The 25595-nt window shown below is 54.5% G+C and carries 16 protein-coding genes and 1 pseudogene; 11 read left to right on the top strand and 6 right to left on the bottom strand.

Features of this window, described 5'->3' with window-relative positions:
- The first annotated feature begins 2 nt into the window (after window positions 1-2).
- From P2T57_RS19340 to P2T57_RS19305, 9 genes and pseudogenes are all read left to right on the top strand, one after another.
- Complete coding sequence (locus P2T57_RS19340; protein ID WP_276302549.1) at window positions 3-1118, top strand: TrbL/VirB6 family protein; 1116 nt, start codon at window positions 3-5, stop codon at window positions 1116-1118.
- The gene (locus P2T57_RS19335) at window positions 1118-2239 is read left to right on the top strand and encodes a TraC-like domain-containing protein (protein WP_276302548.1); all 1122 of its coding nucleotides are present in this window, start codon (window positions 1118-1120) and stop codon (window positions 2237-2239) included. Before P2T57_RS19340 ends, P2T57_RS19335 begins: the two co-directional genes overlap by 1 nt.
- On the top strand, window positions 2232-4427 hold the full coding sequence (locus P2T57_RS19330; RefSeq protein ID WP_276302547.1) for a VirB4 family type IV secretion system protein: 2196 nt from the start codon (window positions 2232-2234) through the stop codon (window positions 4425-4427). The genes P2T57_RS19335 and P2T57_RS19330 overlap by 8 nt, the downstream gene beginning before the upstream one ends.
- On the top strand, window positions 4424-8806 hold the full coding sequence (locus P2T57_RS19325; protein ID WP_276302546.1) for a helicase HerA domain-containing protein: 4383 nt from the start codon (window positions 4424-4426) through the stop codon (window positions 8804-8806). The genes P2T57_RS19330 and P2T57_RS19325 overlap by 4 nt, the downstream gene beginning before the upstream one ends.
- A gap of 349 nt (window positions 8807-9155) precedes the next feature.
- A complete protein-coding gene (locus P2T57_RS19320; RefSeq protein WP_276302545.1) occupies window positions 9156-10418 on the top strand; it encodes a phage NrS-1 polymerase family protein in 1263 nt (420 codons plus the stop codon).
- Between the two features lie 124 nt (window positions 10419-10542).
- Window positions 10543-11274: a DUF7437 domain-containing protein gene (locus tag P2T57_RS19315; protein ID WP_276302544.1), complete on the top strand. Its 732-nt coding sequence runs from the start codon at window positions 10543-10545 to the stop codon at window positions 11272-11274.
- Window positions 11275-11283: 9 nt separating this feature from the next.
- Entirely contained in the window at window positions 11284-11814 is a 531-nt protein-coding gene (locus tag P2T57_RS19310; RefSeq protein WP_276302543.1) for a PIN domain-containing protein, read from the top strand.
- Window positions 11815-11821: 7 nt separating this feature from the next.
- Window positions 11822-11974 (top strand): annotated as a pseudogene (locus P2T57_RS20435) (toxin-antitoxin system TumE family protein); the annotation flags it as partial.
- A gap of 25 nt (window positions 11975-11999) precedes the next feature.
- Window positions 12000-12419, top strand: coding sequence for an HVO_A0114 family putative DNA-binding protein (locus tag P2T57_RS19305; RefSeq protein ID WP_276302542.1), 420 nt, complete (start codon window positions 12000-12002; stop codon window positions 12417-12419).
- A 147-nt stretch (window positions 12420-12566) separates the two neighbouring features.
- On the opposite strand, the gene P2T57_RS19300 is transcribed toward P2T57_RS19305, so the two are convergent.
- The 3 genes from P2T57_RS19300 to P2T57_RS19290 form a co-directional block, all read right to left on the bottom strand.
- Window positions 12567-12779 (bottom strand): hypothetical protein, encoded by a 213-nt coding sequence (locus P2T57_RS19300; RefSeq protein WP_276302541.1) that lies wholly within the window; start codon window positions 12777-12779, stop codon window positions 12567-12569.
- 123 nt (window positions 12780-12902) lie between these two features.
- Window positions 12903-13781: a hypothetical protein gene (locus P2T57_RS19295; protein WP_276302540.1), complete on the bottom strand. Its 879-nt coding sequence runs from the start codon at window positions 13779-13781 to the stop codon at window positions 12903-12905.
- Window positions 13782-14580: 799 nt separating this feature from the next.
- Complete coding sequence (locus tag P2T57_RS19290; RefSeq protein ID WP_276302539.1) at window positions 14581-15972, bottom strand: ATP-binding protein; 1392 nt, start codon at window positions 15970-15972, stop codon at window positions 14581-14583.
- A 145-nt stretch (window positions 15973-16117) separates the two neighbouring features.
- Between P2T57_RS19290 and P2T57_RS19285 the strand changes: the two genes are divergently transcribed.
- Together P2T57_RS19285 and P2T57_RS19280 are read left to right on the top strand one after the other, a co-directional pair.
- Complete coding sequence (locus P2T57_RS19285; protein ID WP_276302538.1) at window positions 16118-16744, top strand: DUF6735 family protein; 627 nt, start codon at window positions 16118-16120, stop codon at window positions 16742-16744.
- 71 nt (window positions 16745-16815) lie between these two features.
- Complete coding sequence (locus P2T57_RS19280; RefSeq protein ID WP_276302537.1) at window positions 16816-17040, top strand: hypothetical protein; 225 nt, start codon at window positions 16816-16818, stop codon at window positions 17038-17040.
- Between the two features lie 836 nt (window positions 17041-17876).
- On the opposite strand, the gene P2T57_RS19275 is transcribed toward P2T57_RS19280, so the two are convergent.
- From P2T57_RS19275 to P2T57_RS19265, 3 genes are all read right to left on the bottom strand, one after another.
- Complete coding sequence (locus P2T57_RS19275) at window positions 17877-21254, bottom strand: helicase-related protein (RefSeq protein ID WP_276302536.1); 3378 nt, start codon at window positions 21252-21254, stop codon at window positions 17877-17879.
- Window positions 21244-24609, bottom strand: a complete 3366-nt coding sequence (locus tag P2T57_RS19270) for an Eco57I restriction-modification methylase domain-containing protein (protein WP_276302603.1) — start codon at window positions 24607-24609, stop codon at window positions 21244-21246. The genes P2T57_RS19275 and P2T57_RS19270 overlap by 11 nt, the downstream gene beginning before the upstream one ends.
- Before the next feature lie 341 nt (window positions 24610-24950).
- On the bottom strand, window positions 24951-25586 hold the full coding sequence (locus P2T57_RS19265) for an IS6 family transposase (RefSeq protein ID WP_276302602.1): 636 nt from the start codon (window positions 25584-25586) through the stop codon (window positions 24951-24953).
- Window positions 25587-25595: the final 9 nt, after the last annotated feature.

Below are 25595 nucleotides of genomic sequence, written 5' to 3'. Positions count from 1 at the left end.
CTATGGTTGATCTAATCGATGTTGTCTTAGAAGGGTTCAAAGACGTCGTTGACTGGATTATCGGCCTCTTCATGGATGGCCTGACGACGGGATACAATAACCTCACCGAGGAGATGTTCGGGACTCCCACCCCTCAGACAGATGGAGCATTCGTCTTTGGGGAACCGACGAACGCACTCTGGTCAACGATTCAGGATGCACTCGTCGGTGGCGAAATAATGCTCATTGCGTTGCTGCTGCTCGTGATGAGCGTACAAGGGCGTCATACTATTCGAATATTCAACATCGGAAGTGCATACGAAGCGAGGAAGACGAAGAAAACTGCGTGGGTTGGTGCGTTTCTGATTATTGTCTGGTATTGGGTCGGTGTCCTCTCGCTCTACATTGTTGACGGGTTCTCGATTGCTCTGATGCCCGGTATGGCTTCGCTTCGAAATGCTATGTTGGGGTTCCTCGGCGTAACACTGACCAATCCAGGGTTATCGCTGTTGTTTGCACTAATCGGCGGCATCTCGATGTGGGCACTAGAAGCCCTGTTTTACATCCGTGAGATTCTCCTCTATGTCTATCTCTACGGAATGCCGATTGCGATTGCTATCGGGTATGGCAATATACCTATAGTATCCGATATCGCCATAGGGTTCTGCAAGCGGTTTGTCCCCCTTGCCGTCCTACCACTACCAGCCTCGATAGTATTCAAAGGCTACGACTTAATATACGGTGGCGGGACGCTCACCCCTCAGACTGCATTTCTCAAATTCTTAGTCGCTGCTTCCCTCCCGCTGGTTGCTCTCTACATCACCTGGAAGACGTTCAAGTATGCGACTCCGCTGACAGCCAGGGTCGTCGGAGGAGCGACGAAAGGGGCTGCTCTTATCGGCGGTGTCGCAGCCGGTGCGTATGTCGGCGGTGCTGGCGTCGCGACGACCGCAGCGCGCTGGGGACCGAAAGCAGCAGCCGGTCAAGCCATAGCACAGAAAGTTGCCGATCGAGGAGGGCACGGAAGCGAGGGTGGGGGTACACCGTCGTACCGTCGGACAGAGAATGACCCGAGTGGGCCCACACCAGATGCATCGAGTGACAAACGCGGAATGGAGTATGATCGAGGTATTCACTAATGTCGACAGACCCAGACGCAGCCGCACGGCGCATCATGAACCAGTTCGGCGAGGAGAGCCGCATTCCCTACCTCAACATCGAGGAAGAGGATGTCGGTGTACTCATCGCCTTCCCGATTATCGGCCTGTTCATCGCTGGCATCACCGGAATCGAATCACTCGCCCTCCCGTTCGTAGCGGGCGGATTCGGGTTTGGCGTTGCTGTCATCTACGTCTCTCCCGACCACCTGAATGCGTGGACGTGGACGAAGGACGTCTACCGCTACGCCAAGCGTCCGCGAGTTACGTTCAGTGCTCCAGAGGAAGCAGACAGTAGTACAAACGAGACCGAGCGAAACGAAGGCGGACTCGCGAACTACACGCCGTTCAAACCGGACGAGCGAACGCAAGACCTCACGAACGTTAAGCGAGCGTGGCCGGGCGCGGGTGCAATTCAGCGGTCAGACGGCACGATGGAGGCGTTCATCGAGATTGATCCAGGGAACATGGATTTCGCCATGTCTGATGACTGGGCGCAACTCCAAGAGGCGGGCGAAGAGTTCGCCAACAAGGAACTCGACTCGAAGCTCAAATTCCACGCGACAACTCGGTCATTTCCGGTAGAGCAGATCACCGAGACCATCGAGGACCGACTCAGCGATGAGGACGTCACGCAGAACCCGATCTTCCGGGAACTCCTCGAAGAGTACCGTGAGACGCGTCCCAAGGAGATGCGTGACCGAGGCATCCAGCAAGTTCGCTACTACATCGGCGTCGAGGTCACGCCGCTGGAGGTCTACGACCGATTTAGAGACGAAGGGACGCCCGCCGAGAAACTGACTAAGTTCCCTGTCATCGGATTCCTGTTCAACCCGTTCGTGACACGTCGTGAGGACCTCACCGATGTCGAGCGCCGTGTGCAGATGTTCGAGAAACTCGATAGCCGCGTCAACGACGTTCGCGCCGAGTTCATCCAGCAGGCGTCCGGCTGGTCTGCTCGTCGGCTCAGTACAGTCGAACTGTTCGTCCTGAACATGGATTTCTGGAACGGACGGGAGCACGACTACGACGACGCCGAGCGCGTCGTTCGCGAGCAACCGATTATCGGCCACTCCCGCCGGGAGGACGAGACCAATGCGTAACGTCGTCCTGCAGGCGGGTGGCGGGACCTTCAGCCAGCTCACAGAGTGGCTTCTGAACCCAACGTCACCCGGAGGTGCGTCGGTTTATCTCCTACTGGTTGTGGTCCTCGGAGTCGCCGGTAAACTCCTCTGGGACCGGCACACCGCCGCCGACGAGCCAGAAGTTGACTTCTCGGATGTTCTTGACGAGGAGATGCTTGAGGAGGGCCACGCAGAGGGCCAACTCCTTGACGATATGTCCGAGTCACACAAGACGGTAACTGCGCCAGCAGCCATCGAGTGGGGGACACGCGCCGCACGCGTTGGCGAGCAGTGGACGACGACACTATACATGGCCGACTACGCCGATTACCCGAGCGACGGCTATCTGAGCGACCTCTTCGAGTTGACTGACGTTGAGTTCGATCTCACAGCGCACATCACCCCGAAGAACCAGCAACGAGCGCGGAACGAACTACAGGATATCGCTGATGACCTCCAAGTCGACGCCGACCTCGAACAGAGCGTCCGTAGTGCGTATCTACAGGAACGAGCAAACGAAGCCGCTGCGACCTACAAAGCCGTCGAGAGCGGAGCGAACGTCTTCGACCAGGGAATGTTCGTCACGGTTCGCGCCGACGACAAGGAGGACCTCCGGGATTCGGTCCAGAAGGTCAAGAGTGCTCTCCGTGACGACCCGGCGAATCTCACGCCGAAGACCGCGATTTGTCGGCAGGACCTCGCGCTGCAGTCGGCAGCCCCCATCGGAGACAACGTATTCGGGCGAGAATCTATCGCCCTTGGTGGAGCCGTTGGCGCCCTGCTCTCGTCGCCGCATAATGCGACCATCCTCGAGGAGGACGGAGTCGAGTTCGGGATTCACAAGGACAACCAGAGCCCCGTCGTCATCGACCCGTTCGCCCGTGACAACGGGTACGCGATGTTCACCGTCGGCGACACCGGCTCGGGGAAGTCGTTCAGTTCCAAACAGAACTTCATCCGTTCCATCGAACAGAGCAAGGACCGCATCGGCATCATTCTCGAACCGCTCAACAACTGGGCAGGCGTCTCCGAAGCCCTCGATGCGAAACGCATCACCGTCGGTGGGACACTCGGCCTGAATCCCCTAGAGATTCGCCAGACACCCGAGCACGTTCAGCGAGCGATGGGTGAGGACGCGAGTCCGTTCAACGAGAAGCTCGACGACGCGATGAGCTTCCTGACGAACTTCTTCGCACTACGCGGTATCTCGCTCGGTGACCGTCGGACAACGCTCGAACTCGGCCTGAAGCGCGCCTACAAGCGCAACGACATCACCGACGATATCTCGACGCACAGCAACCTCAGCCCGACCATCCGGGAGATGATGGACGTCTTCGAGGACATGGTTGACGACCCCGAGGAGTTCGTCGTCCGGTCTGACGAAGAGGCTGGAAAGATCCGCGAGGACGCGACGTGGCTGTTGGACCAGCTTCGCCCCTTCGAGGACGATGGTCGCCACGCCAACCTCGGGAAATCCTCGGAGTTCGACATCCGCGACGAGAAGGTCATTTACCTTGACCTTGCCCAGCAGGAAGGCAGCGTCGACAGTAGCACGGCGCTGACGATGCAGTTGCTCATCTCGCTCGTGTACGAACGAGCGAAAGAGACGGACAAGGAAGTCGTGTTCTACATCGACGAGGCGCGGTACATCATGCAGGACGCCGCAAGTCTGGCGTTCCTCGAAACGGTGTTCCGGCACCACCGTCATCACGACCTCTCGATTCGACTGGTTACCCAGACTGTCGACGAGTTCTTCGAACACGCCCAAGCTGAAGCCATCCTCGATCAGTGTGCCGTCAAGCAGTTCCATCGGTTGGACGGGATGGACGAGGAGTGGGCCGACGAGTTCGGCTTGAATTACGCACAGATGCGCTACGTGCAGGATGCGGTTCCGGGTAACGAGGATGCTGGGTTCTCTGAGGCGCTCGTCGGCGTTGACGGTGAATGGCGCGGCATCAAGGTCCAAGCAATGGACAAAGAAAAACAGGTTATCGATTTCGACCCGACCGAACAGACACGAGAATCACTTCCCGGTGCGGACCGAGATGCAGTCGATCCGGAGGTTCAAGCGTTCCGTGAGGACCTCCAACAGCGGGCTTCGAGTAATTCGAGCCCGGGTGTCGAGACAGAAACGGACGGCGGGTCGGAGGTGGACCGACCGCGATGAAACGCGAATACCTTCGCGTCACACCAACCTCCGAGGAACTTCCAGCCAGCAAGGTCTCAACGGTCCTCGCCAGCCTTCACAAATTGACGACTGATGAGGCATCTGGCCTTCTTGAGAGAGTGAACCCACTCAAATCGGCACAGCCCCTTCGCTTCGAGTTTCTGGCGATTAGTGAAGGACGGGATGCTCCTGTCGAGTTCTACTACGGGGCGGACGATCATCTCGATATTCTCGAACGACGGCTTCGCTCTATCTATCCGTCGACGTTCGACATCAACCCGGCCGAGATCGACCCCGCGACAAAGCTCATTCCACCAACCGAATACGAACGCGAAGAGTTCAGGGAGAGCCTCGATAGCGGTCAATTGCTCTACGAGTTCTCCGAGGACGAGCAGGTCGAGAGTGACTCAGATACCTCCACCGAGCCTGATTCGAACACCGTAGATACCTCTGCGGAACTGTCAGAATCGACTGAAGTTGGCATCGATTCAGATGCCGATACCGTGGTCGAGACCGAGACAGGTCTCTTCCAAACCGACGCTCAAGAGACGGGCTCCGAGGGTTTTCTACCGACCTCGGTTCGGAAGCCAACACTCACGACGGATGGCACGATTCTGGCTCGCCAAGCGATTGACTACCTCCAACCGATAGGTGTGCGGTGGTGTGGTGTCGCCACTCGGAAAGACGACTGGATGACGACGCTTACCCACGATACTGACTCAGAGTCCACGACATCCGACTCGGCGAGTGAGTCGACAGGAACACCACTAGCGGCGCTCATCGACGAGCTAAGTAGCTCCGAGCATCCGATTGGATTCCAAGCGCTCTTCCAGCGCCGACCGAGTTGGGTTTCGGACGCAGAGCTTCGACAAGAGGACCTGAAAGACGGTCGGGATACATGGAGTCAGCGATGGATCGGACCACTACTCGAAGGTGAATCCATCGATACTGAAGACCGAGAATTAGGTGAGATTGTGGAGGACCGCATTAAGCGGATCTCCGAGAAGGACCCAAAGCGAACGTTCACGGTCAACCTACGAGCAGTTACAGTCCTAACGAGCGAGGATGCCACGGCGAAACTAGAGTCGAAGATGGAGTCGCTCGCCCCAGTCTTCGACCCGCTTGATGGGAAATTCTACGAGGTTGAAGGCCAGCGATTCCGTCACGCTGGCTGGCGACAGAAGACCAAAACGAAGAACGCTCGCAAGGCCCTCAAACGCATTCTCAACCGAGAACTCCTGACGGATAGCGGAAAGACCCGGCCCGACCTCGTGTTGAATGCAGACGAACTCGCGAACTTCATTCTCGTCCCATCGAGTGAACAACTCAGCGTCGAAGGGGTCCGGGGAACACGGGCGGAACAACGGAGTCGCAACCCACTCCCACGTCCACACCCGGACTTGATGCGTGAGTTCCGTGATGGAATGGCAATCGGCTACGCGCTCGACGAAGACGGTGAACCCGAAGATATCCCCGTACACATCCCGTCGAGTTTGTTGCCAGTCCACTACGGCATATACGGAACGACAGGGTCAGGAAAGTCAATTTTAGCGAGTAACAGTTCTCTCTCGCTATACGAGAATACGAGCGGGCCAACCATTCTTATCGACCGGAAAGGAGACGGGATGGCCACGAACTACATGCGTGCCCATGCCCGCCGGTTCGGAATGACCGACCTCGAAGAGAACGTGATTCACTTCGATATCCCGAATACACTTCCCGGCTTCTCGTTTTTCAACCTCACCTCTTCGCTAGCAAACGGCCGACGGCGTGTCGATGCTGTCCAACGCAAGGCCGACCACTACGAAGAGATTCTGAAGCTCGCAATGGGCGAAGACAAATATGACCGAGTCACCGTGTCGAATAACCTGATGAAGACTCTTATCAAGGCGCTCTTTGACGAGGAACACGGCCGTGAGAACGGTGTTTACCGAGAGTCAGTCGACTATTTCGCCCACCGGCAACTAGAAAACGCCGTTGACCAACTTCAGAATGCAGGGCCACCGAACCCCGACTTTGAGCAGGCTCCCCAGTCGAGCGATGAGGAAGATACCCGGATGATTCGACGGCAACTCGACCTTGATGAGCGTGCGTTCAAGAACGTGGTGGGTGGTGTCGGGAATCGTCTTGCGTATATTTCGCAGAATAGCCATCTGCGCCGGGTGTTCAATAACACCGAGAATCGATTCGACTTTCGGGATATCCTTGACGAGGATACGGTCATCATATTCGACCTTGGCGATTTGCGCGACGACGGTGCGCACTTGATGACTGGCCTGATACTGAGCAATCTCCAAGATGCGCTCAAAGAACGCAAGCAGAACGTTGGCCAGTATCCGGACGACTACGTAGTCAACCTATTCATCGACGAGGCGGCATCACTCGTGGTCTCCGACATCATGAATGACCTGCTAGAAAAAGGACGGAGTTTTCGGCTTTCGGTTGGGTTGGCGATGCAGTTTCCCGAACAAATCGAATCAGCAGGCGGTCGGCGGATGTACTTGAACGTCCTCAACAACATCGGGAGTTCGCTCGTCGGGAACGTCAACGTCGACCGAGAGTTAGCCCGAGCGATGGCTCACGAGGAGATGGACCCGGACGATTTCGCCAACCGGATTCGGTCGCTCCCTCGTGGTGAATGGATCGCCAACTTGCCAAGTCCGACATTCGGGAAGACCGGTCCGTATCCGTTCAGTCTCAAACCCCTCCCGATTCCAGCAGGCCACCCCGAGAGTGACCACCCGCTCACACCACGAGAAGAACAACAGTTCACCGAGACGCTGTCGGCGATACACGAACGCGTTCAAGAGGAATACGGGGTTCCCGAAACGACTGGTGAGCCACGCACAGACACACCTGCGGAACTGCATGACATCCTCGATATAAGCGACGACGAGTTGGATGTTGCTATCTCGAAGGTCGTGCGGAGTATCCAACTTCGAGAGGACGTTCGGGAGGAAAATGGATTGGTTGCAGTCGAAACAGTCGATGATGAGCTCCGGTATTTCTTCGAAGATGTCGACGCAGACGCACCGTCGTACGAGGAGCTAGCGGCAATTCGCCAGCGCTCGCGGTTCCTTGAGACAACCGTCGATATCGATACCGACGAGATTGTCATCCGACTCACCGAGGCGGGTGAAGACGTAGCGACCCCGGATACTGGAAGCGTCCAAGCCGCCGGAGGAAGTGACCACGACGATGCACTCCTCGAAATCGAAGCGGAATTGACGGCGCTCGGGTTCACCGTCACGATACTCTCTCAAGACGGAAGTGAGAAACCCGACGCACGAGCGACCCACCCGGACATCGAGGAGACGTTCGCAATCGAGGTCGAGACGACAACACCAGAGAACCCCGTAAAGGTGCTGACGAATTTCCAGAAAGCCCAGAAGACAGCGGAAATACCGCTGTTCATCGTTCGTCCCGGTTCGTCGAAAACGGCCTGGGCCGAACGAGTTGAAGGAATTCTCTCTCCACCAGTCAGACACCTCCAGAGTGGTGAAACACAATTCTACACGCACGACTCTAACCTCACGTTCAACGGTGGTGCGACCGAAGACGGCGGAGTTACCGCCGTCCGTCCTATCGCAGAAGAAACTGATACAAACCGTACCGTTTGGGTGCAGGAGGATGATTGCATCATCCTCCGGGACGAGACTGGAACGGAGCATCTTCGAACGTCATCGATTGCGTCCGTAACTAAGGACCGAGTGCCAGCGATATACAGCTACGACCAGACTGCAAACGAGTACCTCGTTCACGCTCGCGGCGAGACATCTACCTACGAGTCAAAAGCCGCATTTGAGGAGAACTGGGTTCCCGTCAAAAAGCCGTTCGTCCCCGAGGATGAGCTTCCACACCCAACCTACGGGAATGATGCGTATGGAATCGTTATCCTCCCGATGGATGGTGACCCGGTGTTCTACAGAAACGGTACAACGAGTTCAATCCAATCCCTGCTCGACACATCGTTTACCGTTGGCTCTCCAGACTCATTTAAGAATGGAACCCAGTCTGGTCGGAGTCCAGTGACTACAGAACCGGAGACACCGGATGAACCTACTTCTGACGACTTTGAGGTGTCTGCAACTCCTTTACAGGATGAGAACTGGAAGGAAGATCCGGACGCCGCAATCGGGCGCTTTGCAGCCGAATGTGTCCGTGAGGACGAAGCCGAATCAGTCACCTCTGCAGAGGTGTACACGGTCTACGAAACGTGGGCTGACACCCATGATGTAGATCCGGACTCAAAGAGTTGGTTCGGTCGTCGTCTCGGCAATCACGTGACCTTCGAGCGAACAACTGAGCGGAAAGGTGGGTCACAAGTGCGGTGCTACGATGGCATCGCACTCCAACAACAGGAGGAAGAAGATGAATAGCGGATTCAGCCATTTTGAGCTAGGTGAACGCCTCAAACAGCATTCTACGTTACGGCAACAGGCCCAGATGTCCGTCGGCCAGCAATCTCGGGAAAAACGCAAGACGGCGTCGTGTTACGGCAATAGGTGGATTGCCGTAACACGTAAACCAGCCCTTCGAAATGCCGTAAATGCTGTTCAAACGCAGTTCATGGAGTGTACGTCAGGACGGCAGATTCTGTTACAGCAAAAACCAACTACTATAGAACGGGGGGTCCCCGTTGGAACTCGCGGATTGAAAGAGGGAAGAGAGATGGTGGGTAGTTTCTGGTGGCTCGCTTGGGGCGAGAGCCATGCGAGGTGACTTCGAGTGAGTGTTGATGTAAATGTCCTACCAGACGAGTTGTGTGAACGCGAGCAATGGGTGTGCTGGAAGGAGGAGCAACGGGATGGGAAGGCGACGAAGATTCCAGTAACACCCGGATCGGGTAGGTTCGCGTCCTCGACGGACTCGGAGACATGGACGGGGGTCGAGACCGCGTTTGACTACGTCGAATCGGGGAATGCTGATGGCGTCGGGTTCGTGTTCACCGATGATGATCCAATTGTGGGGGTGGACCTCGACGACTGTCGGGACCCCGAAACCGAGGAGGTTGACGAGGCGGCACGTGACATTATTGAGCGTCTCGATTCGTACACAGAGGTCTCACCATCCGGAACTGGCTACCACGTGCTCATCAAGGGTGGCCTCCCTGATGGTCGGAATCGGCGTGGGAGTTTCGAGTTGTACGAGACGGCGCGCTTCTTTACTGTGACCGGTGATCACGTCGAGGAGACGCCGTCGTGTGTTGCACGACGGCAGGACGCGCTCACGGCCATTCATCGTGAGTACGTCCAAGACACCGACGATAGTTCGGAGGCCGAACCTGACCGGCGTGAGAGCACTGACGAAGAGTCCACGACGAATGGACCATCCAGCGTCGATGTGGATCTTGCGGACGAGGAGTTGCTGGAGAAGGCGATGAATGCGTCGAATGGCGCGAAGTTTGAGCGTCTTTGGAAGGGGAATACGGGTGGATACGATAGTCAGTCGGAGGCTGATATGGCGCTCTGCAACATGCTGGCGTTCTGGACTGGTGGCGACCACACACGGATGGACGAATTGTTCCGCCAGTCGGGGTTACTTCGTGACAAATGGGATGAGGTCCACTACGCCGATGGCTCAACGTACGGCGAGAAGACGATTGAGCGAGCAGTAGGGAATACGTCGGCGTTCTACGACCTAGAACCGAGAGAGGACTCGCCTCAGGACTCTACCTCGACTGGGGACTCCTCTGCCGATGCTGGCCGTGACGGGTCTAAGCGGAGTCAAGCGTATCTCACCGAGAAGAATCGGCTGTTAACCGAGCGTGTCGAGGAGCTAGAGACGCTTCTCGAATGGAAGAACGAGCGTATTGAGGAACTCGAAGCAGAAGTTGAGCGACTCACAATTGAACTCACGGAGCGTGACCAAGCGACAGATCAAACCCACGAGGAGCCTGTTGTTGGTGGTGGGAATCGAGACGATGAAGAATCACAGTCGGAGTCTGTCTGGGGGCGGACGAAGCGATTGTTCGGAAACGACTCTGAGTAATCGTTTTTGTGCGCCTGAAGGGTGAGGCGCACCTTGGACGAGACTTTGGGAACTACGATAGCTTGAGAACACGAATAGTACGACAGTAGAGAGAATACCATTGACCACCAGTAGTCTGAAGTTCATGGACTTTGAACTAGTAGATATGACTCACCTACCACAGCGAAACCGCGTTCTTCCAGACGGAGGAATCGACATCCGTGACCCACCACCAACCGACGTGTTGAATGAGGAGACGCTGACACCGGAAGCGCTTGCCAGAAATGCCCCTGGATTAGAGACAGTTGTCGAGCTTCTCAATCAGCCAGCACTCGCTCGTGTGTACGTGTACGTCTGCTATTGGGGGCCAGTCACGCCACCAGAGGTCATGGATGATCTCGACCTCTCGAAATCAACCACCTACGAATACGTCGATCGGCTGGTTGACCTCGGGCTTGTCGACCGTGATGAGGCGACTCGGCCTCAGCAGTTGACTGCCGAGCCGCTCGTCCTTGTTGAGCAACAGCTCCCAATTATCATCACGCCGACTGTGCTCCACGCCTTTGCGCTCCAGGAGGTCGACGAAGACGTTGAGTACTTTGTTGACCGGCATGGCATCGGCAAGCTCGTCGCGGCACTTCGTGGCGCAGGACTTCACTTCGCAGGGAAGACCACCCAACGGATGGTCGCGAGCGATATCGACGTGCGGGACGCCGACGCGATGCTGATCGTGTACGCGCTGGTGCCCGCGCTCGCTGTCGGACGTGACCACGACCCCTACTTCGAGTATCTCTTCCCTGATGTCCACGACCAGATGGACCTTCCCGACCCCAAAGAGACGGAGACGATGCCAGCGGACCCCGCGAATGAGGAGTGAGGACGAGGAATGGGTCAGGATACTCCCTTGTCGGATGCGACGACTGTTCTTGTCGACGCGAACGTGTTCATCGCGCTTGGTCGCCCATCGAAACCACAGTATAGCCAATTCCGACAGGCAGTTCGGACGGCTAACGTTGTGCTGAAACTACCACGTCGGGTAATTGGTGAACTCGGTGGACCACAGGCAGACCGCGTACAGACAGCACTTGAGGAAGGATGGGCGGAGATCATTGACGCGCCGGACCCGACGGATGGGGATGCTGTTGCGGCAAGCGATATTGCCAAGCGAACGATTGCGAGTGAAACGGGGCAGGCCGAACATGATGTTGAAAAGACAGACGCAATTCTTGCAGGGCTTGTCGTCCAGTACGTTCGCGACCGCCCAGAGCCAAACGTCGTTGTCCTCACAGATGATCAACCAGCTAGAGAGGGATTGAAAAATGCAGTGACCGCACAGGGCTATACGGATGTGATTACCGTGTGCGGACTTACAGATGTCATCGGGGATGATGCTGGGAGCTCAATGCGGCTGATTTAGTCTGAAGACGTACGAAGACATCAAAGGCCACGAACTCCACACCGCCGCTGGCGATACTGACGTGGAGTTTCCAGGTATGGCGGAACTCATCATCGAGTTTTGGGCGAGTGCCGACGAGTACTGGGAAACAATCGGCACCACTCCACCACGCCCCTACTAAACAGTAACAGCATCCACAGCCAATCATGACTACACTTCACATCACCGTCGGCGACCGAGCACAGCTCCGTGAGGACATCCTCAACTTCATCCAGCATGCCAAAGAAGACGAGTTAGAAGAGAGTGATGAGCGTGCCGTCCTCCAGTTCGGCACCTACGATGAATTCGTTGACAGCCTCACGCCACTTCGCCTTGAACTCATCAAAGCGATTGCGAACGAACAACCCGAGAGCATGCGTGAGGCCGCCCGCCTCGTCGATCGGGATGTGTCCGATGTTCATTCAGACTTGAAGCACTCGGAGGTACTCGGAATTCTCGAACTCAAAGAGGGCGGCCCTGGTGGCGCAATCCAGCCAGTTGTGCCCTTCGACAAAATCGAGATGCACATCCACTACCCCCTCCTTGAGGACGAGGACACAGAGAGTACACCTGCGAGCGCAGACTAACCACCAATTTCAAAATTGTTGGACAGTTGCGATGGCGTTTATGAAAAGACGGAGTGACGTTCCAGTATGACGGATACTTTCACAGAGCGTGTTCAGGAGATTTCTGAGATACGGGATCTCTCCGAATCCGAAATCCTCGAACCAGCTTTAGATGCGAGGCGGAATACGGAGTTTGTCGCCGACCTCGTACAGATATCCTTTCAACAACAGTTGTTCGACAAGCTCATCGGCGTCGGCACGCGTGAGTCCTTGCTCACTGAGGTACGTGACGGCGTCTGCATGTGAGAGACGCTCCTCATCTGCCGTGGTCTCGACATACGTGTCGAGGTGGTCGAGCACAGCCTGCTCGCTCGTGCTCAAGGGCCTCCGTGAACTCGGCATCATTCGATATATTGGACGCCATCAAATAGACCATTGGGGTCCGACCGAACCTTCGGCTTGGACTCGTAGCCTCGGAAGTCGGGAGAAAGATTGCGTCGTCGGCTATCGACCAGCGAATCGTCGGTAGAATGTTGTCTGAACCCCGTACGCTAGGTAACTAGCCACTCCGAGCGCCAAAACAAGCGGAATAAGGGGCCAAATGAACGACGAACTAAACCCGAATAGAGACACTCCGACTGCATTGAATGCAACCATCCCGAGAGTCATCAGTAGACTGAACGCGAGAAGAGATACAATCAGGAGACCAACAAACTCGGCAGATCGATCCCCGCCACGTTCCGTGTCAGTTAGCATGTAACCGGCAATTGCACCAAGACACACGGCCGTGACGATCCCCGGGCCACCACTGAGACTGTAGTTGGTCTGCGTCGAAGCGAGATACCCACCGTACGCGATGAAACCGATGAAGCCAACCAGCAGTCCAGCAAATGCCCCTTTGACTGCGCCTAGAAGTCGGGGTCGGTGACGGCGGTACCACGCGGTCTCGACTCGATAGGCAAGCAGGTACGACCCGACGAAAACGGAGATTGCTGTCAGGGTCGGAAGGACGAAATACGGCATCGAAAACAGCCGATCTCCAAGGAGCCACTGGAACGCCATTGTTGGGACGATGGCGAGCGCCCAACCAGCAAGGAGCGACCCGACGAAGATAACGCGGTTTCGATGTGCTGAGGCTGATGTTGAAGCTCGGTCGCTCGTCACCCAGCGGTATCCGCCGATGCCGCCGACGAGGAGACCCAACGGGGCTGCGAATTGAATTGAAGTCACCCAGCTTGGCGGAAAGAAGGCGTCCGTCGTTGCACGGTAATAGTTCCGGAGGAGACGGCCAAGTGTATCAAGAACGAAAGTCTGGACTAATCCCCATTGAAGGGCAGTGACGAGTGCCTGTTTTTGCGTGGAAGGAGCGTCTTGGGAGGGCATATCTGAGGGTTCTCCCCTGGTTGATTAGAACGTGTTGATCGAGTACCTATAAATACTGAGCAAGCCTTCGTTCGATACCATGAGATGAATGCGGAGGACTTTCTGACGCAACTCCACACGACGTGTGCTGACGCTATTACGGAGTATCGAGCTCAATTCCCGGACCACCCACCATTATCCGAGCGTCTCCAGTACGACAGTGACAGCCCCCTCGCGAGTGAGGGTGATCTCTAGCGGTGCTTTCGAGAACTGCCGTCTGTAGGAATGCGATTTCTGTACTTGACCTGTAGTACAAAACGATCTCGGCGGGGTGACGCACTGTATGGTACGTGTCTACGAGGTCAGGCTCAGGCGTGGGATACCCAATGGGGATTTGGGGAGAAACAGGGTATCCCACGCCCCGATTGGTTCTGGTCGCACGATATAAACATACGGTATTGGGACTGCATTGCTCCCACAAGTCACGTCTCTCAACAGCAGACAATTCCAGCAAGCCCAAATCATTAACCAACACGCGGTACTACTCGGGAGCGACTGTTGGTTAAGATGGAGGCTCCTCGAAACAGTAGCGACGACATCCTCGAACGCCCCCGGGTGCTCGCGGTTGCTCTGCAAGATATCTGTGCCTCTCAGCACTAGTCGGCACAGATAGTCGCCCGCAGAACCGACCACGTCCTTCGGACGCGAGCACCCGGCCCCATTCATTCCCCCCCTGTGGACGATTCAGCCATCTTGAGCCACCACAGCAGTACAGCGCGGAAACCCCCCTTTAGGGGTGGGAGGAAGCGCGTAAACTCTATTAACTAGATTCTACGATATCGGTGGGTGTGAACAGCGAGACATCATCTCGCTCGTCTGCAGTCTGTTGAAGTCCATTTGAGAAGCCAGACCGACAGAAGCAGCAGTAGTGGTAGTCGGGCGACCCGCCGTTCGGTGGCGTCCACTGGACGTGTGTTGCACTTCGTTCGAGGTCGGCTAAATCGCCTTCTGTCATTTCTCGGGTCGTGTATTTGCACTCACCAGCGACGAGCGTCCCGTCGCTCGCCAACCCGACAACGTCAAGTTCATGATGTTTGTGCCACCAGTAGCCGATCCCCTGATATGTTTTCGGGACTAACGACGGGAGTTGATTCTGGCAGACGATCTCGAACATTGATCCCATGTAGTCCGAGAACGTCGTCTCAACGAGTTGTTCGTAGGCGTCCTCGCCAAGTTGTGCGAGTTTCCCTTCTCGCCCGTAGACGTATCGAAACCAGAAGCGGAACAACGGTTCTTTCAGCCGATACCGGCTTTTCCGAGTCGAGTTCGGGTTCGCCGTTACCGGAATATCTCGTTCAACCAATCGGAGTCGCCGGAGCTTCGAGAGGTATGACCCGAGTGCGTTCGAATCGATGCCAGCGAAGTCAGCAATCTCATTCGCTTCACGCTTGCCCATGGCGATCGCTCTGAGGATTGTGTAGTAGGTCTGAGGCTCACGAATCCCAAACTCCGTTCGTAACAGAAACTCTGGCTCGTTATGGAGCACGCCATGTTCTGAGAGCACATGTGATTGCACGTTCTCAGTGAGTGATGCAGACGGAGTGAGCGCCTGCAAGTAGTACGGAGTACCTCCGAAAACCCCCCATGTCTGAATGACTGAATCCGGGTCGTCTTCCGGATAGAATTGGCGTGCATCTTCAAGTTCGAGTGGTGGCAAATCAATCGTGGCTGTCCGCCGACCGTAGAGTGGACTTCCACCACTCAGTACCTTCTCTTCCATGATACTGATCGATGAGCCAACGAGAACGAGCGTTATCTCAGTTTCTTCGAGGTGCATGTCCCACACACGCTGAATCTTCGAGGGCAGCGCATCATCCGATTCGATAAGATATGGGAATTCGTCAAGAACGACAACTGCATTTTGACGTCCGAGAACTCGGAGGAGTGCTTCCCAGTCTCGCTTGATGTCCTCAATCAGCGGAAATGTCTCACGGGCAGTCTCAATGAAGTTCGTAAGTTGTACTTCCGGGGTCTCCTCGGTCGCCTGCCAGTAGATTGCGTCATCTCGGTCTTCGATTGCTTCACGAACGAGTGCGCTCTTGCCGAGTCGGCGACGTCCATACACAACGAGCAATTCTGCGGTATCACTCTCAAACCGTGAGTGCAACATCTCAAGTTCGTCCTCTCGGTTAACAAAGCGCGGATAAGCCATACCCCTCCTTCGAGCCAGCTGAAGATAATACTAACGATTATCTAAATCACGATTTTACTAATTACGATTTTACTATTGCGCCGTTATCGATTTTTGTGCGCCCGGCAGGACTGCGGGCGCACCTCGGTGGCCCCGCTGATTCCACATGGGATATCGCGCACTCATCGCCTACGAACGACCAGACGCATCGCATACCCTCCACTACTCGCATAACGGAGCCCTTGACTACCAGCTGAAACACCAACTCACGTCAGAGACGCCCTTCGGTGGTGACCACCCAACCCAATGGGCTCACGACCAGTACGAAGCCCTGCAATCAAGCACGAAGACGACCGCCGACGCATACGCCGTCAACCGACAGTCACAGACACCAGTCAACCCAGACCCAATCGCCGTGGGAGTTTCATTGGACGAAGTCTACTCGGAGTATCTCGACTATCTCCACCACGAAGCCTTCTACGTGGTCACAGAGGACTTCGAGGTGAGGGCGTACCGAACACGCTGGCTTGGTCTCGAGTACGACGCTGAGGCTGTCGAGTCCTCAGAGACGACAGGCAATGGCGTCCTCCAGTCCGTCAGTTGGCGGGACGGCGAACCCCGTCCCGAGGAGTACAGCCACGGCCAATTCCAAGCGTTGAAAGACATCGTCGGTGACCGCGTTGACGACGGTGAATTCACGCCCGGGGAGGCACGGACGTACATGGTTGAAAAACTCCGAGCATGGAGTCGTGACGAGACGGCGGTCATCGGTCCTCACGATGGCGTGTTGTGACATGTGGCATTCGGGGAGTTTGTGTGCGCCTGTAGGGGTGCAGGCGCGACCCGCGAGGTCGCGCCACAACAATGACTGAGAACACTCAACGTCCGTTTGGCCAGAGTCGTATCGACACAGTCGAACAAGACCTCAAACGCTGGCTACTCCTGCAAGCACAAGCCGGGGTCCCCGAACTCGTGCTCGTTGATCTCCTCCGCGAGTATGCCGACGTGATTGAGCATCGCGGCGTCATCCCGCGCTCATGGGACGAGGCGTCGCGCGGGAACCAGTGCCCGATTCGGGGGGACCCGTAGATGAGCGTTCTGCAACTTCTCTACCGTCTCTTAGCGAGGCAAAGCAAATCAACGACGGTCTATGAGTGTCGGCAGTGTGGGACGACTGTTAACTCACAGACAGAGCCCTGCTCCTACTGTGGACCAACCGAGATCGCGGAATACAAACTCCCCTGAAACGGGAATGCTGTTATTGCTGATCTTACCAATGAACGCGGCTGTGGCCCGTGGGGCCGATGGAACGCGACTACAAAGTTACAATCCGAGAAACCGATGACTGCCGAAAGCTGCTGAAAATCCGGAACAACCCCGACACGGAAGGACTCCGAGAGTTGCTGCAGTCAGGTGCCAACGCCTATCGAGAAGTCTTTGACGAGTCTATCGCATGAATTCATGCTATAGTCAAGTTCACCAATGGAAGGTGAGAACGCATTCGGGGACATTTCGGCCTATCTAGACGCCCGCAAGTCGTCGACAGCTGCCGCTGAAGAAGAATGCCGTTGGCAGAGCGCCGAAACGGAATCCGTTGATTGGGATACTTAGGCTAAAAAGGAGCGCCAACGCGCACCAAATATCGCATAATGATTGAATGACAACACTATCTGCCAACTGAGCTCTTTCTAACATTCGCTTTTTTCGGCCGCTTATCACCTTCTCCCAACACTGGATAGACCTGAGTGCTATTTCGATTTGGTGATCTGATAGCTATCCTAACGGAAAAACCAGGTGGCGCGTTTCCGGTTCTCTCTTAGAGGGTGTACCTAAGGACATAAAATCAAAAGACCTACTCTGCCTTCCACACAACAGAGATCTTCCAGAAGCAAGGGAGTTCCCAAGACCTCTTCGAGATACTTCGATTATGTCTCGGATGTGCTTTCGTCTAATTGGCCGGCAAGCGCGACATCCGCTTCCGTAACAGTTTCTGGATCAACTAATTCGATCTCTTCCGTGAGCTTATGATGTATCCTACGAATTGTGCCGTTAGTTCCGTATCGACGCCGTCTACGGTGGATCGTACGTAATTGACCCTCTGCCCAGTCGCTCATCTCGTGATCATCCAGTAGACCGAGGATATGCTCTGCTTCTCCACTTACGTCCTCATTGCTGTCCGCAATCTGACGACATAACTGTTTGATGTCAGTAACGACATCACTATCGCCACTCTGCCGGCTTAAAATGTCGTTTTGCCACGTACTCGGCGTACCCAGCTCACTTACGAAGGATTTCAATTCCTCAAAATCATCCTCCGGGATTGCGTGGCGAGTGGTATCGGGAGAGGATATTGTCTCGAACACACGAACTTCATCTGTCTCTAGCCGTGGGAATTGGGTGAAGACCGTTTGTCCCCCGATTGTAGTGCTTTGTACCCGATCCGAATCGAAGATAGTGGTTCGCCATTCAGTGCGTCCACTACTGTGTTCTAAATGTGCGAGTGAGACGTATCCTTCTTCGCCAGGGGAGACGAAATACTGCGGTTCCGACCTGTCTTCAACGGCATCATAGGTTTCCTGAAGTTCCTCAATCTCGACATTATTCCCTTCACAGAATGCTCGAACGACGTTTCTGAGATCGTCGTACTTCGACCCAATACCCTCCAACCGTTCGTCCCCAAACTCTGCACCGCCTTCTTCTAGTCGCTCGTAAGTGATGAGCGTCTTGTGTACTTGCTCTTCAGCAGTATCTAGGATGGGGGCGGCATGACCGAAGGTGTTTGCAATGTCTTCGATTTTCTCTTGGATCCGCTCAACAAGCCCGAGTTGCTTCCGTAGGTCACCTGTCGGAGCAAAGTTGTAGATCCACAGTTCGTCATGTCGCGTTGTGATGCGGTCAATACGCCCAATTCTCTGCTCCATCTTCATCGGGTTCCAGTGAAGGTCGTAATTCACGATAACTCGCGCATCCTGGAGATTCTGTCCGACCCCCAATACGTCGGTTGCAAACAGGATGTCAATCTCTTCACCGGGGGTAACGTCGGCTTCTTGAGCCTCTGGAGCGAATCGCTCAATAATTCTCTCGTCGAACCCGCTGCCCCCGTGGACAAATCCGACAGTAGGACTACTCGGATCTTGACCAAGCGTAGCAACGTTAGTGTGCGTTGGATTCTCATCAGTTAGTTGTTTAAAGAGATGCGTAATTGTGGGTACGTATTGGCTGAATATGAGAACCTTCTCGTCTGATAGCTCTCGGTCGATTAATCCACGCAGACGTTCTGCCTTTGCGTCCTTAGTTCGCCCGTCTTCCTTGGTCTGAAGTGCATTTTGTGCTTGCCGTTTTATACGATCCAGTTCCTGTAGGTCTTCGTCGATATCCGCGACGATCTCGTCTCTTTTAGACGGACTAACTCGATTGATCGCCTCTGCAACGTCCTCAAAGTCAACGTCCTTGGCGAAATCGTCCTCGAAGGTATCTCGTATCTGATCAACTGCGTCCTTCCGATCTTCGGCATCCTCTAACTCGCCAGTAGCGATGTGGCGTGTGATTTTTTCTCTTTCTATGAGGCGTTCGACAGAGCTCTCGAATGCGGCGAGGCTGCTCTCAAGACGCTTGAGGAGGTTGATGAGCATCAGAATGCTCGCATTCTGGTACTCTATGATCAACTCCTCCTCTTCATCTCCATCGGCGTCATACCGATCAGCGCTGACGTAGGGAATGTTCAATCCGGAGTTCTCGGAGTCATCCGAGCCGATGACCGTATCGACGATGTCGCTATAGAGTTCGTCAAGGCGAGGGTCATCGGGTGTAACGAGACGGGGCTTTCGGTCAGGAACGCTAATGGCCCGGTCTCCGATAGTGATGTCATCATAGTTGTTGAGAATGTACTTACGATCCCTCGAAATAATCACCTCCCTCATTATCGACTCGATGAGCTCTTCAAGCTCTGAAATCCGGCTCTGAGTGCTCGAAGACTTGTCTTCTTCGCTAGAGAGTCGGTCGTACTGTTTGAAAATCTCGCTCGGTGACAAACCCTTCAGCTCGATGTCGAAGTCGTCGTCGTCGGCGAATACCTTGATCAGATTGTCCACATCCCGGACAGAGTTATGGATCGGCGTCGCGGTAAGCATCACGAACTTCTTGCCCTTCCGACCGATTGACTGGAGCTTGTCGTACCGCTGTGTGCCGGTGTTTCGGAGATTATGAGCCTCGTCGACGAGGATCAGATCAACTCCACGGAGCCGCTGAATCTCCTTCTCAGAAAGCCGGGAGAGTTTGTTGAAACTGATGAACGTCTTCTCGGCAGTCGTCGGGAACTCTCCTGTGTCCGCATCAAGGAGCTCCTGCATCCACATCTGCTTCAGCCGTTTGGGAGCAATGACGAGAACATCGTCTCGGGAACTCGTATAGTCCTGTACAAGCGGTGCTCCGATGTATGACTTGCCGAGCCCGACACTGTCTGCTAAAACCACACCGTTGTATTTTTCGAGCGGACGACGGGCTGCCCTGAACGCGTCTTGCTGGAACGCAGTGAGTTGCTCTTCGTAATCGCCGGTGATGTCCTGAAGTAGGGTGCCCTCTCGAACGTCTCGGGAGAATTGCTCAACAATAAACCGCTTCGTTGCTTCGTACGGTGAAATCGTTTCCACCTCGGCAACCGATGACCCACCTTCTCCCTTGGAGGTGTCCGGCAGGTCGTCTCCGAACTGCGACTTCTCTATTTCGGCGGACATCAAATTCGTGTCGAATTCGCTGGCCTCCGTCCAGATCTCCTCGAACCACTCGCCGAGATACCGGATAGTGTTGTTGTCCTTCTTTTCAACGTTCAGTTCGACGTTTCCGCGGAGGCCGCTGGCGGAGAGGTTTGAAGAGCCGATGATCGCCCGACCCAGGTCCGGGGAACCCGCCGGATGCTCGAAGAGATAGAGCTTTGGATGGAATCGACTGTCGTCATACACCCGCACATCCACCTTCTCCTCTTGGATGAGCTCGTAAAGTCGATTGATCCCCTCTTGGGCTTCAGATCGGTCGTACTCTTCTAGGTCGTCAGCGAACCCGCGTTCTAGTTCATCGATGGTGCGCTGATCTGTATCGGTCCCGATGAGGAGTTCGACACGTTCGGCCCCTCGGAGATTTTCCCTCAGAAGATCGAATCCACCGAGGTAGAAGTAGCCGACAGCGATTCGGATGGTCTCGGCTTCAGGCGCGAGGGCATTCGCTCGCTCGGCGACATCATACTCGCGGTTGTCAAGGACGTCAGAGTAGCCGGACCAGTCCGGATTGTCTCCTTCGTCAGATCCCATTTTCGAGCCTCTCCAAGTCAACCCCGTAAAGCTCCGCGACCGCTTCGTCGAGCTTTCGATCTATTTCCTCGATAGCGTCCATATCGGGGTCGTCTAAAACGTCGGGTCGCTTTTTCTGGATCTGAATCGCATCTTCCACCAACCCGACTATCTTCTCCTTCTCATCGTCGTCCGGGATTTTGATCGGTAGTCGACGCACGTCCCGTGTCGATAGCCCGATCCGATTGAGGAAATTCTTAGCGATATATCCGGAGAAAGTGGAGTTGAGAATGGCCATCATATACTTCAGGTCAGCTTTCTCCTCGTCGATACTGAAGAAGACAAGATTTGTATTCGTAAATACAGATGGCTCAATCATCCGGCACTCCAGATTTCTGACCCCACCTCCTTGCTTCGTTGCGATTCCCTGATTCAGGTAGTACTGGTCGTTCCGGGGAACTCCTTGGTCCTTGAGCTTATCGACGTTATCGCGTGACCACTCCACGAACTCGTCAGTCGGACAGAAATAGAGATCCCGACTTTTGCTTTCCCGTGTCACCTTCACGAAGGTTCGGTCAGCATCATTAGCAACGCCATGTAACTTCTCTTCCTCAGAGAGCTGACTGGCATCGTGTATGACCTTCTCTTCTTTGACAGTCTTATAGAGTTTACTCCGGCTATAGGAATCTTCCTCCTCGATTCTTTTGGCCTTTTTTGTCCCCTCCAACACGTGGATGAAGTCCTTATTGGTTCTCATTGAGATGCCCTGTCCACCGACGGTCAGCAGGCCGAACGGAAGAATTTCTCCGGGACTTGTCTCTTGTATCAGGGATTCTACCTCTGGCAGACTGTTTTCAAGGTTCGATACGTCTGCGATCTCCTTTTGCCAGCGGTCGTAGACTGAATTAAACGGCGCGATGAATTCTCCGAATATCTCGGTGTTTAGCTCTGTCGGTGTAAAGAATGAGTTATTTATCGACTTTCTATAGAGTTCCCTATTCAACTGATAGATGGTGTGCTCCCCTAGATGTGATCTCTTGGTCTCATACGATACGTCTCCTATTGTGACAGAGTACGATTCATCGTTGTTAATCGGGGTCAACAATTGCGGATACGACTTAATATCGACATCATAGCTATCATTGAGTCGTACTTCGTTCGACTTGTTGCTGGACTTACTCAGTGAGAATATCGCTGTCTCCACAGATGCATCGAAGGCATCCGGGTTCACACGGGTCAGTTCGTCCAACTCGTCAAGTAGAGTGGATCGAACGTCAGTTTTGTTTATTTGGGTGAAGAAGGTATCAGACATTATGTATGTGAATACTCCCTCGCTATTGGCGAGTTCGTACCCACGGTGGACGAAAAATTGGAACAGATCTGTTTTAGAGTAGTATCTGAACCCTTCTTTTTCCGAGTAGAAATCTCCGAGCTCGCTCTTGTATTCTGCTCCCTCTTGGCCCTCGTACGGTGGGTTCCCAATGACTATATCAAAGCCACCGTCCAGAATCACTTCCGGGATATTCGTAGTCCAAGTAAAGCTAGATTCCGCTGCTTCTGCAGCTTCAGCCATCCAGCCACCCTTCTCTTTCACAGCTAACTGAGCTTCCAGTTCCGTCGTGAGTTTTTCCAGTTGCTCGCTGAGGCGGTCTTTATTCTCGCCATGCGCAGTCTGGAACTCCTTTCGCGTCTGGTGAATCTCCTTTAGGGTACTACTGAGTCCACCAGTGAGCGTCTCCTGATAGGAACTAACGTCCACACGTGTCGGGTCGTGTTCGCCGACGAGGCTATTCCCGACAAAGAATTTGAATCCAAGGTTTGGCAGGGCGAATTTCTCGTTGGCCTCAAGGAACTCCTCGTGACTCACATGCTTGAGATCCTGCATCAGGTGGAGCCAAACTCGGAATTTACACATTTCGATGCCGGTAGCATCAATGTCGACACCGTAGAGCGTGTCGGCAATGAATTCCTTCTTAAGTTGGAATCGACTCCGGTCGTCGCCACAGCTGGAGTCCAGCGCCTCTGATACCGCGACGAGCTCCTCTAGCATAGCGATAATGAACGCACCGCTACCTACAGCTGGATCTAATACGGTCGCGGAGCGGAGCGCATCGTCAAGGGCCTCAATCTGGCTCTCAGAGAGGGAATCCGGTGTAGTGTGATCGGTCACCAGTGATACCGCCTCCTCGTGTGTGATATCTGTCTGGCCCAGCAAGTGCTGCTTGAGGGCATTTTTTGTCATATAGGCGGTGATCGGCTTCGGTGTGTAGAATGCACCCAGATCGGCGCGGTCGTCCTTCTGCATAAACATCTCAAAGATGCGCCCGATGAACTCTGGGTCTACAACGAGTTCTTGCTCGCTTGGATTCGACTCGCGCAGGGAGATCTTGTAACGGCGGAGGAGTCCCTCTGGGTTACCGGAGTCGTTCTCCTCTGGGCTGAGGAGCTTATCGAAGAATGCCTCGTCGATTTTGACATTCTTCTCGATGTCCTTGCGCTCAAAGAGTCCGCCATTAAGGAAGGGAATCCGGCCGAGTGTCTCGGACTCAGTCGTCCCTTCCTCTGAGAGTGCTTCGAAGAACAACGGCTCGAAGAAGTCGTCATAGACGTGCACATCAGGCTCTTCGGCTACTTCTTCGTACTTGTTCTCGATATAGTCAACATCCCCGTCGAGCCATCTCTTCTCCTCAATGAACAGCAGGAATAACACTCGGTTGACGACAGTTCTCGTGTAAGCGTTGAGATTCTCCTCCGGGTTTTCCAGACTGTGAATCGCATCTTGAAGGTCTTCGCGGAATATCTCGCCAAAATCTTGGTAGAAGCTACGCGTGACCTCTCGAATGGAGAAGACATCCTCGATGTCGCCTTCGAGACTCGGTCGGCCTTGTCCAGAGTCCACCGTAAGGTCCTCAAGATAGTCGAGATAGGCTGGCTCGACACCAAACCGCTTGACGGTGAAGTAGTTGAGATCGAAGGTCACCTCGACATCTTCTGAAGAGAACTGCTCCTCAATATGAAGGAACGTTAGGTCGTCGTTCAGGGGACTGGTCAGTGGCCCCTCGTCAGATTCCCTGTACGCAATGACAGTAAATAGTTCGTTAATCGGGCTACCGTGACGTTTCAGATGTCTCTTCAGATCGCTAAATGCAGGGGCATCCCCAGACGCTTCAAGTTCAATGTATCGAATGATGCCGCCACCATTCTCATCAACTAAGTGCGCCTCGTACCAATCGTTCCTTCCTTGATTGCGCTTTATTCCACTCGGCACCTTAACGAAGGTACTGTAGTTTAGCCCCTCTGAGTCGAGCAAATAGTCGATGACATCGCCTCCGTCTTCGATTGAGGCGAGACCTTCGATAGGAGTTCGGACAGACATATTTCGGTTGACGGCCTTTCTCGCCATCATCATTTATACTCTTGGGAAACGCCCGCAAGTTGTCGGTGATTCATCCGAGGGTAATTCCCTACGTTTTCGTATATGAACCTACGGTCCATCTGGACAGCTGCAATTCATGCCGGTTTATGGATCCAGCAAAGACCAGCGGCAAAGGGGAGTCAGTTACCACAGTTTATTATTTGGCGAGATGAGAAACGTGATACAGAAGATCACAAAATAGTTAGCGTAGAGAACGTCGTCGCTTCGGGCTCTCTGGACGTAGAGATCGATCTAGAGGCTGTAGCTCATGAATTAAGCGAGGTGGTTGATTACCATCGTGTTTAGTTAGTGGAATTGTGCCAGACGGCGAACGCTTGGAGCCATGTTTCAGCAGTTGCTGGTTCGACGTGGCTGAAACAATTGCTGAACGAGGAGGTTCGTCGTTTTATTTCACGGAAGACACGTTCGGCGCTATTCCGATTTCCGTGGCGTTCGTACTGAAATCGGAGGCCTGCACGGTCAAGCGCAGTCTGGAGGTGGGATGCGCCATCGACGAGAAACAGACTCCCTTCGACGTCGTGTTTCTCCCGGAGTTCCCGGAGGAAAATCTGGGTTAGAGCGGTTGTGTACGTTGAAAATAGCCGAACATGAAGTAGGTGGTTCGTCGCTGGATCGACGGCGGCGTACAGCCAATACTGCTCATCATCGATGCGAATCACTGTTTCGTCCACCGCAATTTGATTCGGATTTTCACCGTCAGTGGGCTGTAGACCGGCTTTTTGTACCCAATCGTGGACCGCTTTCCGACTCCGTTGGACACCGGATTTCTCAAGTTCTGAGACGGTATTCGAGAGTGATAATCCGGCGAGATGCAATCGAATACCGAGCTTCATCAGTCGGGGCGGTGTCCGTTCACGCTCCACAAACTCCAAGTCGATCCAGTCACTACAACCGCTGAGGCGGGTGATTTTGGCCATGAACCAGCA

The organism is Halorussus lipolyticus, assembly GCF_029338375.1.
GTDB lineage: Archaea > Halobacteriota > Halobacteria > Halobacteriales > Haladaptataceae > Halorussus > Halorussus lipolyticus.
Note: the sequence above shows the minus strand (reverse complement) of the source record. Positions and strands in the feature narration are given on the sequence as shown.